Origin of the sequence: Gottfriedia sp. NPDC058432 (assembly GCF_042721555.1) — a bacterium.
GTDB lineage: Bacteria > Bacillota > Bacilli > Bacillales > Bacillaceae_G > Gottfriedia.
Window position 1 is genome coordinate 17288 of sequence record NZ_JBHXLC010000014.1, and the last position, 12731, is coordinate 30018.

12 protein-coding genes are annotated in these 12731 nt (G+C 32.1%); 7 read left to right on the forward strand and 5 right to left on the reverse strand.

What is annotated here, in order from left to right:
* Positions 1-225: 225 nt before the first annotated feature.
* A complete protein-coding gene (locus ACFWM3_RS15190; RefSeq protein WP_390311928.1) occupies positions 226-1125 on the forward strand; it encodes a LysR family transcriptional regulator in 900 nt (299 codons plus the stop codon).
* A 176-nt stretch (positions 1126-1301) separates the two neighbouring features.
* On the opposite strand, the gene ACFWM3_RS15195 is transcribed toward ACFWM3_RS15190, so the two are convergent.
* Genes ACFWM3_RS15195 through ACFWM3_RS15205 form a run of 3 tightly spaced genes read right to left on the reverse strand, consistent with a single transcriptional unit; the run spans position 1302 to position 4883 of the window.
* On the reverse strand, positions 1302-2435 hold the full coding sequence (locus tag ACFWM3_RS15195) for a Ger(x)C family spore germination protein (RefSeq protein ID WP_390311929.1): 1134 nt from the start codon (positions 2433-2435) through the stop codon (positions 1302-1304).
* Positions 2435-3505, reverse strand: a complete 1071-nt coding sequence (locus ACFWM3_RS15200) for a GerAB/ArcD/ProY family transporter (protein WP_390311930.1) — start codon at positions 3503-3505, stop codon at positions 2435-2437. Before ACFWM3_RS15200 ends, ACFWM3_RS15195 begins: the two co-directional genes overlap by 1 nt.
* Positions 3495-4883 carry a spore germination protein gene (locus ACFWM3_RS15205; RefSeq protein ID WP_390311931.1) on the reverse strand — a complete coding sequence of 463 codons (1389 nt, stop codon included), beginning with the start codon at positions 4881-4883 and terminating at the stop codon, positions 3495-3497. The genes ACFWM3_RS15200 and ACFWM3_RS15205 overlap by 11 nt, the downstream gene beginning before the upstream one ends.
* Before the next feature lie 317 nt (positions 4884-5200).
* Between ACFWM3_RS15205 and ACFWM3_RS15210 the strand changes: the two genes are divergently transcribed.
* Genes ACFWM3_RS15210 through ACFWM3_RS15220 form a run of 3 tightly spaced genes read left to right on the forward strand, consistent with a single transcriptional unit; the run spans position 5201 to position 8863 of the window.
* Positions 5201-7519 carry a xanthine dehydrogenase family protein molybdopterin-binding subunit gene (locus tag ACFWM3_RS15210; RefSeq protein WP_390311932.1) on the forward strand — a complete coding sequence of 773 codons (2319 nt, stop codon included), beginning with the start codon at positions 5201-5203 and terminating at the stop codon, positions 7517-7519.
* Between the two features lies 1 nt (position 7520).
* Positions 7521-8354, forward strand: a complete 834-nt coding sequence (locus ACFWM3_RS15215; RefSeq protein ID WP_390311933.1) for an FAD binding domain-containing protein — start codon at positions 7521-7523, stop codon at positions 8352-8354.
* Positions 8354-8863, forward strand: a complete 510-nt coding sequence (locus ACFWM3_RS15220) for a (2Fe-2S)-binding protein (RefSeq protein ID WP_390311934.1) — start codon at positions 8354-8356, stop codon at positions 8861-8863. Before ACFWM3_RS15215 ends, ACFWM3_RS15220 begins: the two co-directional genes overlap by 1 nt.
* Before the next feature lie 4 nt (positions 8864-8867).
* Here the strand turns inward: ACFWM3_RS15220 and ACFWM3_RS15225 are convergent, their stop codons facing one another.
* The gene (locus ACFWM3_RS15225) at positions 8868-9008 is read right to left on the reverse strand and encodes a hypothetical protein (RefSeq protein WP_390311935.1); all 141 of its coding nucleotides are present in this window, start codon (positions 9006-9008) and stop codon (positions 8868-8870) included.
* A gap of 13 nt (positions 9009-9021) precedes the next feature.
* Entirely contained in the window at positions 9022-9459 is a 438-nt protein-coding gene (locus ACFWM3_RS15230) for a hypothetical protein (protein WP_390311936.1), read from the reverse strand.
* 72 nt (positions 9460-9531) lie between these two features.
* Here ACFWM3_RS15230 and ACFWM3_RS15235 point away from each other — a divergent pair, with 72 nt between their 5' ends.
* The 3 genes from ACFWM3_RS15235 (at position 9532) to ACFWM3_RS15245 (ending at position 12673) form a co-directional block, all read left to right on the forward strand.
* Positions 9532-9666 carry a hypothetical protein gene (locus ACFWM3_RS15235; protein WP_390311937.1) on the forward strand — a complete coding sequence of 45 codons (135 nt, stop codon included), beginning with the start codon at positions 9532-9534 and terminating at the stop codon, positions 9664-9666.
* Between the two features lie 141 nt (positions 9667-9807).
* Positions 9808-10842 carry an AI-2E family transporter gene (locus ACFWM3_RS15240; protein ID WP_390311938.1) on the forward strand — a complete coding sequence of 345 codons (1035 nt, stop codon included), beginning with the start codon at positions 9808-9810 and terminating at the stop codon, positions 10840-10842.
* A gap of 388 nt (positions 10843-11230) precedes the next feature.
* Positions 11231-12673: a spore germination protein gene (locus tag ACFWM3_RS15245; RefSeq protein WP_390311939.1), complete on the forward strand. Its 1443-nt coding sequence runs from the start codon at positions 11231-11233 to the stop codon at positions 12671-12673.
* The last annotated feature ends 58 nt before the right edge of the window (positions 12674-12731 follow it).

Consider the following 12731-nt stretch of genomic DNA (forward strand, 5'->3'; position numbering starts at 1 on the left):
TGAAAACTTTCCCTTAAAAATATTTAAAGACAAGAATATGATTTAATCTATTCTTGTCTTATTTTTTTTAGTGGGTTACTAAATAAATTCAAACTTATTATTACGCATGTTGATGCTAAATATGTTAATAATAAGGAATAATAGATTTTTTTAAAAATCGCTAATATAAAATTAAATTCTGTAAAAAAGTAATAGATTTAGTATTCTTAAGGAGAAATTGTAAAAATGAATTTTGATCAAATGGAACATATTGTAAGTGCAGCAAGAGAAATGTCAATCACAAAAGCTGCTGAAAAATTATTTATATCTCCTTCTGGGATGAGCCAATCAATTACTCAGTTAGAAAATGAGCTTGGCATCAAAATTTTTAACCGTTCAAAACAAGGTGTTTCACCCACTTTTGAAGGGGAAATAGTGATCGCAAAGGCAATGACTTTATTGAGTACGATTAAAGAGCTTAATAAAGAGATTTATGATCTTAAAAATAGAAGTGAAACTCATTTAAAAATCTTAACTGCACCTACTTTCTCGTTTCTTCTTCAAGAAACAATTGTAAATTTTAAAGAGGAAGAAGATGAAGTTACATTTGAAGTAGTTGAAGAAAATCCAGCTAATATGATTCAAAATTTTATAAAGCAAGATTATGATTTTGCACTTATTCCAGGAACACTTGAAGAATTAAAAAAAGAAAAGTTTATTGAATTTGAACATTTACATAATGGGCATTTTTGTATTGCAGTAGGAAATAAATCACCTTTTTATTCGTATGAATCTGTATCTCCTAGTGACTTAATAAATGCAAAAATCGTAATGTACAAAAACTCGGATTATAAAAAATTACTAAAATTTACGAAAATGAATCCTAAAAATGTAGTATTAAAATCAAATCGTAGTAGCTTACTGTTTGAGTTGATAAAGCAAAGTCAAGCCATCTTATATCTACATGAATTTTCGATTCGCAATCGACCAATGGTTATAAACGGAGATATAAAAATAATTCCTATGAAGGATGAAGAAATTTTTGATCTTGATTTTTGGTTAATTTATTTACAAACAAAACCTTTATCACCTTTGGCAAAAGAATTTATTGAAGAATTAAAAAAACAATTTCATTTAAGTAATTAAAAAGATAGTGGAGGCAGGTTTTAAACTGACTACACTATCTTTTTTATACCAGAAAGCATAAATTGGCAGCAGAGAAGAAAACTCGACGTAGTTGCCAATTTTAGGAATTAAGTATAAGTGCAACTGCGATTCTGTCCGCCTAAAGCCTTGCCAATCGGCGAATCTTCATTATTTTATTATTCTTCAAACTGAGTTTCTTTACCAATAACACCTGTGCTTAATATAGTTACGACCACTTTAGGTTTGATTTTAATTGTTGGATATTCTTTTTCCCAATTAAGTTTTCGCCATTTTTCTGGGTGATGTTCTTTTAAATATCGACCAATCCCTAGTACATCACTATTAGCAAGTTGAATTTCTTTAATAACTTCTTGAGCCCTTTTATTTAGATCTTTGTTAATAATTGACCACATTTCATCCTCGCCTAAAAATTTCAATGTAGATAATCCATCTATAGATACATTAGCTTTAACTTTTAAATTGACTTCTATTTTATCTTTGGATGTCGAAACTGTTAATGTATTTTTAGGTCGAATAATATTATAACTAAGTATATTGTAAGGTGGTTCATATTTTTTAGGAAGCTTTGTAATAAAATTACCGGTAGAGCCATATTGCCCCATCATCATTAGAAGAAGCGGTGACTGTTCAGAAGAAATGAAATGTCCGGTATAGCTACCATTATGCATTAAACCTGCGCCAGTAACTTCTACGCGTTCGGTTGGTGTTACATCTACTACTGGTAAAGTAAAGTCTATACCTTCTTCAGAATTATATGTAAAAATATTAAAAAGCTGAATTTGTTGAGCGATTGAAATGAATTCGGCATTCTTTATAGTTTGATTCAATATAACCGATAACGGTTTAGTTCCGACCGTTTTTAATTTTAAAACGTTTTTTGCAGCCTGTTTATTTGTTATTACGACAGCTACATTTAGATTTGAAAACGGTCTCCGTCTAAAAGTACTTAAAATATGAGTAATTTTTGTTTTCGAGAACTCTTCACCTAATAAGATAATTTTAGTTTTTGATGTCGTTATATCTCCTGGTAAAAATGATTGTAAATGCATTGAAGCTTCAGACACTGAGACCCCTTTGGAATCAACAGTTTCACTCTGGAAATCGAATATGCCAGCTCCCTTGCCGATTATATCAAGTATTAGCGCATTGACCTCAATTTTTTTTTCTTGATCTAAATCAAAACTAATTCCATTAACTAACGTCTTATCAGTAATTGTTCTACTATCCCAACAACCTGTAGCTAATAAAAGAATGGAACATAAACTAATAACTTTTAAAAATTTACTCATCAGTTTATTAGCCCCCTAACTTTATTAATTAAGAATAGTAGAAATGGAATAATGATAATAAAGATGGGATCTAAATAACTGGCTAAATTCGCAATTGTTTCTCTTCTGATTACTAGTGAAGAAATTAAAGGATAAAAAGCAAATATGATTAATATGATGAAAAATAATATACTTTTTCTATTTTTTACGATTAAAGATAGACGCTTATGTACATCTTCACTAATGATAAAAATATAGCTAATTACTGTTGCACAAATTACAATGATCCATAAGCTTAAAAACAAAGTATCTAGAGCTTCGATCATTTTTGACTGATAAGTTTTAAATATATAAAGTATGGGGTCAATGATGTAACTATTTTCTTTATTGCTTAATCTGATATAGGACGTGAAAATAATAAAGGTATACATTATTGTCGTAAAAAAATTTGCTAAAGATAAAGTGAATAATTTCTTTTTTGTATCTTGAAAAAATGGCGGTAAAAATAAAAAGATTTCAAAGCCTAACATTTCAGTAAAGGATGAATATGCACCGGAGCTGATCTTTGTAATTGGAGCTTGACCAATTGGTAATATTCTACCTATATGAGTATTTGTATAAGAAACTAGTAGAAATAAAATAAATATCAGAAAGATAAATGTGCAAAGTACATACGTTCTAGCGATTGTTAAGATGTCATTTTTCGCGACAATATAGGCTGTAATTAAAAATAAAATGAGAATAAGCCAAGCAGGGCTTTTTGGAAAAATCCAAATCTTGATAATATCAGAAAATCTCAAAGAAACTACGATTACAACATACAAAAAATAGATGAAATAGCTAATATTAATACAAGTTCCAATGAACGGATTCGTTATAATTTTTGTATAGTCTGTAAAACTTTTATTTGGAAATTTCTTATACAAACTATAATAAAGAAATAGTATAATTTGAACGATTAACCCACCAATAAGTGCCGAAATCCAGCCATCGTGCCCTGCTTTTTTATAAATTGCATTTGGAAGGTTAGTAATGGCAACGCCGAATTGTGTAAATATAATTAAATAAAATAGGTGTTTATTATTGATCATTTTGCTTTTCCCTTCCTTGTTTTAGTAAAACAAATTCGGAGAAACCTGGATTCTCTACATATCGATAACTAAATGCTCTAATTTTTGATAGATGAGCAAGCATCATAAAAATGCCAAGTGTAATACCAATAAATCCAAAAATTGATGCAAGGATTAAAAGAGGTATACCCATTACTCTTGAGGCAATAGACATTTCTTTTGATGGTAGTGCGAATGAGGCAACGGCAGTAATTGAAATGATAACAACCATAGAATTTGAGATTAAATTTGTTTGTACTATAGACGTCCCTATAACAATCGCACCAACTGTACCAATCGTTGCCCCAATAGGACCCGGAAGTCTTATAGCTGCTTCCTTCAATAACTCTAAAATGATGATCATTGAAAAAGCTTCGACGATAGGTGGAAGTGGTACATTTTCAATTGATAGTTTTAAAGTATAAAAAATAGTACTAGGTAAAATATTTGAATGATAAGTTATAATTGCAATATAAATTGAAGGTACTGTTACTGCAATCCAAAATGCGAATATTCTTAAAAGATAAAAAAATACCCCGAATAGCCATCGGAAATTAAAATCGTCTGCACTACGAAAATAACCATAAATATCATAAGGAAATAATATGGCACTTGGGTCATTATCGAGCATAATTGCAGGTCTTCCTGTTAATAAATGACGAACTGTACGATCAGGTCTTTCAGTGAACATCACTTGTGGAAATGGAGAAGAGGGATACTCTTCTATCATATTTTGAATATGTACAGCTTCGATCATTCGTACAGGTTCAACTTTTCCACTTGTCTCTAGCTTTTTTATTTTCTGTTCAATTGTTTCAATCATTGATTTTGGTGTTATATCGTTTAAATAAAAAATGGAAAGCGTCACAGGATATTTTTTACCAATTGTTATATTTTTGATGATTAATTCTTTCGTACGTAATCTTTTTCGAATTAAAGTTGAGTTGGTTTGAAGACTCTCAACAAAACTGTCATGGGGACCTAATATTACTGTTTCGGAAATTGATTCTGATATTGAACGATCGCTATTATCGGAAAGCGCAGAATATGACTTCGCTTTACTTTTATTATTATCATTAAAAATAATGACCTTACCAGAAAGAATGGACTGTATACATTCATCTAGTGTATATGCATCTTCAGTTTCTAAAATAGTTGTTATAATTCGATTTGAATTATTTTTTGAAAAAATCCGTTCTAGTATGTGTGTTTGAATAACTTCTGAATCGATCAAAGTGTCTAAATAACATAAATGTAGAGTTACTTCTTCGATTGAATATTTTTTATATTTAAAATCTGAACTAGATTGAAATGCGCTTTGTACTTCTTCAAGCATGGAGGTTTTTTCGTTTACTTCCATTTAAATCAACTCCTTAAAAACTCCGCTAAGAATATATGTATTATTCCCTGATCTAAATTGGATATGTATGGAAAATAGTCCTAGATTTTACAAAGTGCATAAAGTGTCAAAATTTAAGCTTATCAAGAAAGTAGTATAACTAAATTTCATTGTTTATCGTTCTGATTAAGATGCCCGATTCTCCTATCTGGGCATTTTTTTAGTATTCAAAACATAAATTTTTAAAGTATCTCATATAAAAGAAATCTTAAATTAAATATGGCTTAAGTATTAAATACATTGTGAAATGTTTTTACGAAAGGGGTTGAGGACACATCATGCATATAATCGGTAAAGGGATACCCCGAAAAGAGTCTTTCGAAAAAGTTACTGGATATGCAAAATATACAGATGATTTTGAGGCAAATGATATGCTTCATGCTCAATTAGTAACCAGTCCTTACGCGCATGCGATCATTAAAAATATTGATGCAGCTGAAGCTCTAAACGTGCCAGGGGTAAGAAAAATAATATTTGGTGAGAATCTACCATTAGTAGGAGAAGGAGTACTTGATCGTCATCCAATCGCCTTTGATCGTGTTCGTTTTTTTGGTGAAGTAGTAGCAATTGTAGTGGCAGACACCCAATATGCAGCGGATCAAGGTGCAAATTTAGTAAATGTACAATATGAATTACTCCCTGTAGTAAATTCTCCAAAAGAAGCACTTAAACAAGATGCACCACTTGTGCATCCTAAACTAGGTGAGTATGAAATCACTGAAGGTGTATATCCAGAGCCAGATACAAATATTGCCACCAGAATTAAAATTAGAAAAGGCGATTTTAACAAAGGGTGGAGAGAAAGTGAAGTAATGATTGATGAGAACTTTGCATTCAGATCATCCGACCATGTTGCAATGGAGACAAGATGTTCATTTGCACAAATTCATCATGATGGCACAATTGAGATTACGACTTCAACTCAAGCACCATTTATGGTTAAGAATCTAATTGGAGTGTATTTTGGCATTAAACCCGGAAAAATTGTTGTAAATACACCTTTTGTAGGCGGAGGTTATGGTGGAAAAGGAGCAATCCAGTTAGAGCTTTTAGCCTATATTGCTTCACGGGCTGTAAATGGTAGATTAGTAAAAATCTATAACACTCGTGAAAACGATATGCTTTCATCTCCAGGACATATCGGTTTGGAAGCGAATGTTAAGCTAGGATGTACAAAAGATGGAATGCTTAAGGTTGCCGAAATTCTCTATTTATGGGATGGAGGGGCATATGCAGATAAATCGATTGACTTAACACGGGCAGGAGCAGTTGATTGTACTGGACCGTACAATATCGAAAATATTTGGTGTGATTCTTTATGTATGTATACGAATCATCCATACCCTGCGCCTTTTAGAGGATTTAGTCATTCCGAAGTACATTTTGCATTTGAGCGAGCGATGGATATTCTTGCTAGAAAATTAAATATGGATCCGATCGAACTAAGAGAAAGAAACGCCATTAAACCAGGCGATCAAACTCCTACTCAAGTTGTATTAAATTCTAGTACAGTTGGAAATCTACCAAAATGTATTGAAAAAATGAAAGAATTAATCAATTGGCAGGAAGGCCAAGTTATTGACTTAAGCAATAATAAAGTAAGAGTAAAAGGAATTAGCTGTTCATGGAAAACATCTACTATTACTCCAAATGCAAGCTCAGGTGTAATATTGATCTACAATGCAGATGGAAGTATTAATTTAATGTCTGGTGTTGTAGAACTCGGTCAGGGAACTAAAACGATTCTTGCTCAAATGTTAGCAGAGATTCTTAAAATGGACATAGACGACATTCATGTTCAAATGAATATCAATACAGTCAATACACCGGAACATTGGAAAACCGTTGCAAGTAGAGGGACATTCATGGCCGGAAGAGCATTGTTAGCAGCAGCAGAGGATTTAATTAGACAATTAAAAGACTTAGCTTCTTTCATATTGCGTGCCCCTGTTGATGATTTAGAAGTAGGTTATGGAAAAGTATTTATAAGAAATGAGCCTACAAAAAATATACCAATTAAAGAGATTGCTTATGGATACACATTTCCAAATGGAAATTCGATTGGTGGACAAATAATCGGTAGGGGACATTATATTTTAACAGGTTTAACAAAAATTAATCGAGAAACTGGCGCTGGAAAACCTGGACCAGAGTGGACGGTTTGTGCACATGGTGTAGAAGTAGAAGTTAATCTGAAAACATATGAATATAGGATTCTTAAAGCTGTTACAGCTGTTGATATTGGCAATGTACTAAATAGTAAGACGGCAACTGGTCAAGTTAAAGGTGCAATGAGTATGGGACTATCCTTTGCCGGTAGGGAAACTTTTAAATTTGATTCGCAGGGAAAAGTACTAAATCCGCAATTACGAACATATCGACCAATACGATTTGGAGAGAATCCTAAATATGAAGTTGCGTTTGTTGAAACACCACAAGTCGATGCTGTATTTGGTGCAAGAGGGGTAGGCGAACATGGGTTACTAGGAATGCCAGCTGCACTTGGAAATAGTCTTTCAACAGCCATTTCGGCTGAAATTTACAATTTGCCAATTATCCCAGAACTATTATGGAAAGTAAAAGAAGGTGGGAACTAGTTTGTTATCTTCTAATATAGAATACTATAAACCAATGACGATTAAAGAAGCATTGGAGACTTTTTATTATTTAAAAGCTAATAACAAGAGGCCAATCTATTATGCAGGTGGTACAGAAATCATAACTCTTGGTCGATTAAATTTGGTTGAAACAGATGCCCTTATTGATATTAAAGATCTAAAAGAGTGTCAATTATTTGAGTTTAATGAGGACTTTTTAATCTCAGGTGCCGTCATTTCACTTACTGATATTGAAGAAAAAAACCTTTTTCCATTACTTTCTAAAGCATCTATGGAAATTGCAGACCGGACTGCCAGGAATAAAATAACTTTAGGTGGAAACTTTTGTGGTCAAATTTTTTACCGTGAAGCAGTTTTACCTTTTCTACTTTGTGATAGCCAAGTGATTGTTGCGGGATACAATGGTGTAGAGGCTTTTCCAATCGAACAAATCTTCAATCAAAACTTACAACTCCAAGACGGACAACTTCTAATCCAACTTTTAACGGAAAAGAAGTATATCAATCTACCATATATGAGCATAAAAAAACGTCAGCAATGGGATACAGGTTATCCACTACTGACGATCGCATCTATTAAATCAGATAATCAATTGCGTTTTGCTTTTAGTGGGTTATGTCCTTTTCCATTTCGTTCAAAGCAAATGGAAGCCGAGTTAAATAATACGAACTTGAGTGTAGAAAAAAGAATACAAAAAGCAATCCAATTCATTCCTGGAGAAGTACTTGACGATGTTGAAGGCTCAAAAGAGTATCGACTATTTGTACTAAAAAACACAATAGAAGAGATCATGATTGAAATGGAGGGAAGGTAATGGACCAGTCTCCAAGCAATAAATTAAGTGTTTCTTTAAGTATTAATGATGAAATTCGACAAGTGGAGATCCGTCCAGTTGATACTCTCCTTTATGTGTTACGAACTAAACTAGGTCTAACTGGAGCAAAGCGAGGTTGCCTAAATGGAGATTGTGGCGCTTGTTCAGTTGTAGTAAATGATACAGTTTATAAATCATGTATAATGCTTGCCATCGAGGCAGTTGGACAAAAAATAACAACAATTGAAGGGTTAAAAGATTCACCTATACAAAAAGCATTTGTTGAAAATTTTGCGTTTCAATGTGGTTATTGTACTCCTGGATTTATCATGAATTGTCATTCTCTATTATTAAAACACCCACATCCAACTTATGAAACGATGAAGGAATGGTTATCTTCTAATATTTGTAGATGCACATGCTATGAAGAGATTGAGGAGGCTGTTTTATCAGTTATCGAAAATAGAGAAAAACCAATGAATAATGAGTTAGAAAAAGACGAACAGTGATTTCTTAACTCTCCTGTGTCGTTGAAGTCGTTGAATCACTTGGCTTTCGTTGTGTAAAGAAGAAAATAAACGAAATGACGGAAATTGCCATAAGAAAAACTTGGGTATCAGTAGGTCTTACCGTAGGGATATCTGTTAAAGACATAATCACCATTCCTTTATTTACTAAAGATTTGTGGATCAATATCAAAATGTTTCGAAACAATTTTTTTACAAAAGTAATACGTTTTTTTTAGAAAAGGAAGTGTCGGTTCGCTAACTGGCGCACCAAAAATAGGTCCACTCACATTTAGTGAGAATCTACCGGGTCCTATAACGGAGCTTACAACTCGAACTTCATCTATTAATAATAAAATAGCAATTATTATATCGAATACATCAATGAGAGCATTTGTAAATTGATCTCCATATTTACTTTCTACACGTTCTCTACCTAATAAGGGTCCACTTAGAGAAAGACTAAATTCTCCAGACGTTACAAATACACCTATTATCGTAATTTGGCCAGTTAATAATAATGCTGCAGCGGCGACATTTAAATCTCTTTGAAGAGTAGCGATAATACGAAGATCTTCTTTAATTTTATAGTCATTCATTGGATCACACCCTCATGCCTATAGTATTCATTCAGTGCCCAAGTGTGAATGAAAAGGGAAGGCGAACAATTATTGACACAAAAAGTTCAATTAAAAGATGCAGCTAAACATAATTGTTTAGCTGCATCTTTATTTTTAGTATTAGAATTGGTAAAATATAAAGTGGTGCTTTTCAACATTAAGAATTTGTTAAATGAAAATTCATAATTGAAGATTTTATTAAATAAAAATGAAAAGAGAAGCAACTTTATGAACCACTTCCTTTGGGATGTGGTTATGTTTTTATCATAAAAATTAAGATTTCCATACTACTCAGGCACAATAATATCTAGGTAAGGGGGTTGTGGAATGGAGGTCAAAAAATTTTTTCAAAGTAGTACGTTTAGACGACTAGCAATGATGGCTTGTATCATTCTAGTACTAATCTTAACTCGCAAAATAATAAATTTAGTCTTACTAATTTTCATTTTTACTTATTTAATGGATCGAGTACATAAATTTATTATTAATAGAGTAAACAAGATTTTACCGGTTAATCGGTTAGTAGTTGTCTATTCTTTGTATATCGTTATTGTGGCAGCTTTAGTCGTAGGGATCTATAATTATTTACCTGTTATTACATCTCAAGTTGTCCAACTAATCGTACAAATCAAAACCTTTTATATGAATCCACCAGATGAGAAAATCATCAATTATATTGTAACCGCAATTAAAAAGGTTGAAATATCAGGTTATACTGAGCAAGGATTAGATTTTTTATATAAGTATGCCTCTAATATTAGCCAATGGGGGATTGAAGTATTAATTGCTTTAGTTCTAAGTTTCTTTTTTCTACTTGAAAAACCTAGGATTATTGCATTTACCAGAAAGTTTGAAAATAGTAAGATATCACTTTTTTATTATGAGATGGCTTATTTTGGAGAAAGATTTTCACGTTCTTTTGGAAAAGTGATTGAAGCTCAGTTTTTAATTGCATTAGTGAATTGTATTTTATCGGTGATCGCATTAAGATTTATGGGATTCCCACAGTTAATCGGTTTAGGCTTCTTGATCTTCTTGCTTGGACTAATCCCGGTAGCTGGTATGTTTATTTCGTTAATTCCACTTTGTACGATTGCTTATACAATAGGTGGAATGACACATATCATGTATGTAATTTTGATGATTCTTGTTTTACATGCACTTGAAACCTATTTTTTAAATCCAAAGCTAATATCAGCTAAAACGAACTTACCAGTTTTTTATACTTTTCTAATTCTTGTTTTTTCTGAACGATTTTTTGGCGTATGGGGTCTTATTATCGGGATACCTGTTTTCATCTTTTTATTAGATGTATTGGGTGTTACAGATCATGAGAAGAAAGAAGTAGAATCAACTGAATAGATTAAAAGATGATATCGTATTGACGATATCATCTTTTAGTATGTAGACAAAGCCCTAAAAACTTGATTATCAGACTGATTGCAAGCGCTTGTCAACAGTCTGACGGTATCATCTTTTTTTATTTAACCTACATATTCATTCATTTCCGATTTAATAAATCTAATGAATTTGCTTTTCAACCGGGGATAATAATTTCTTTTTTAAACGTAAAAGACCAAGTGTCACATCTAAAGGTTCATAACTTAGTAAATCAACTTCAACAACTTTACCTTCCAATAAGGCTGGATTGTTTTTTAATACAAAATTGAAACTGAAACCTTCACCCAAATTAACATAAATTGGAATATGCAGGACAAACTAAACCAAAATATGTTTAAGGAGATTTTGAGTGAATAACACAGAACAAACTACTTTATTAGTAAGTTTAGAAAAGAATATTCATTATATAAAAGAAGAGTTTAATAACGGTACTGATTTGAAAGTTAGACTACTAACGGTAAATGATGAAGTCATTCGTGATGCTGCAGTTTTGTATATTGATGGAATAACGAATACACAATCTATTCAAGATAATATTCTTACGCCTTTGCTAAGAATTATTAAATTCGACAGTATTGACGCTTTTATCACCCGTCATCTTTCGATTGCTGATGTGATGAAGGTAATAGCCTATGAAGAGATTTTGTTTGGACTATCGAAAGGAAAGACACTTATTTTAGTTGATGGTTATGAAGAAGGAATTTTAGCAGATACTGCTGATTGGCAAATGCGGTCAATCAATGAGCCTGATACTCAAAGATCATTGAAAGGCTCGTTAATAGGATTTAATGAACAGTTAAAAATTAATATAAATCTTCTCCGTAATATTATACCGTCAAATAAGTTAAGTATTGAAAATCTAGAGGTAGGCAACGAAGTAAAAACAGATGTAGCGATTATTTATATGGATGGATTCGTTGATCAAAACATATTAGATGAAACAAGGTCAAGAATAAAAAATATAGATGTGACCTATTTATTAGAAGCTAGAGTAATTGAAGACGCTTTAGAAGGGAAAAAAACATTTTTTTCAACCGTTTTTACGTCTGAACGACCAGATGTCACTGTTTCGGCATTATATGAGGGGCGTGTTGCGATCTTAGTGAATGGTATTCCTTATAGTCTTATCGTTCCTTGTCTTTTTCTTCATTTTTTCCATCAACCAGATGAATATCATACAAAATCTGGTCGATATGGTTTCAGGTTTTTGCGTTTTTTTAGCTGGTTATTTTCAATTATTTTATTGGGTTTTTATGAAACAGTAGTCCGTTTTCATCATGACTGGGTACCGCATAAATTTGACAAGATTTTTTTCGCAAAGTCAGATACTATGATACCTATTATAGTTGAGATTTTATTTGTCATGATTATTTTTCAGTTACTTACAGAAGCTTCGTTAAGGATTCCTAAATCGACCGTCATTATCGTTTCACTTATCGGGGCAATTGTAGTAGGACAAACTTCAGTCACTGCAAAACTGATTCACTCCGCAACACTAATAGTAGTAGGAATTAACTTCCTTTCTAGTATTGCGATAGCAGCAGGAGGACTGTATGGATCGGTTATGACGTTAAGATTAGTTTTTTTATTTTTAGGATTCTTCTTTGGATTAAAAGGGATCGTAATTGGCTTAGTTATTTTGCTAGCTTATATGTCTAGAATCCGATCATTAGGAGTTCCTTATTTGGCTCCGTTTATTCCGTTTAATCCAAAAGAAATGAAAGATACGCTATTTAGAGGAGATTTAAGGAAGCTTATTAATAGTAAACATACATATCCTCATAAAAAATAAATTGGAACAAAGAGTAACGTATTGAAGAACTTATGTTGCTTTTTGTTCCAATTCTATA

Bases quoted from the DNA above. Each gene is read 5' to 3' on its own strand.
- ACFWM3_RS15200 (WP_390311930.1), bottom strand. From the start codon at position 3,505: ATGATCAATAATAAACACCTATTTTATTTAATTATATTTACACAATTC.
- ACFWM3_RS15230 (WP_390311936.1), bottom strand. From the start codon at position 9,459: ATGAATGACTATAAAATTAAAGAAGATCTTCGTATTATCGCTACTCTT.
- ACFWM3_RS15225 (WP_390311935.1), bottom strand. From the start codon at position 9,008: ATGTCTTTAACAGATATCCCTACGGTAAGACCTACTGATACCCAAGTT.
- ACFWM3_RS15195 (WP_390311929.1), bottom strand. From the start codon at position 2,435: ATGAGTAAATTTTTAAAAGTTATTAGTTTATGTTCCATTCTTTTATTA.
- ACFWM3_RS15240 (WP_390311938.1), top strand. From the start codon at position 9,808: ATGGAGGTCAAAAAATTTTTTCAAAGTAGTACGTTTAGACGACTAGCA.
- ACFWM3_RS15190 (WP_390311928.1), top strand. From the start codon at position 226: ATGAATTTTGATCAAATGGAACATATTGTAAGTGCAGCAAGAGAAATG.
- ACFWM3_RS15210 (WP_390311932.1), top strand. From the start codon at position 5,201: ATGCATATAATCGGTAAAGGGATACCCCGAAAAGAGTCTTTCGAAAAA.
- ACFWM3_RS15205 (WP_390311931.1), bottom strand. From the start codon at position 4,883: ATGGAAGTAAACGAAAAAACCTCCATGCTTGAAGAAGTACAAAGCGCA.
- ACFWM3_RS15220 (WP_390311934.1), top strand. From the start codon at position 8,354: ATGGACCAGTCTCCAAGCAATAAATTAAGTGTTTCTTTAAGTATTAAT.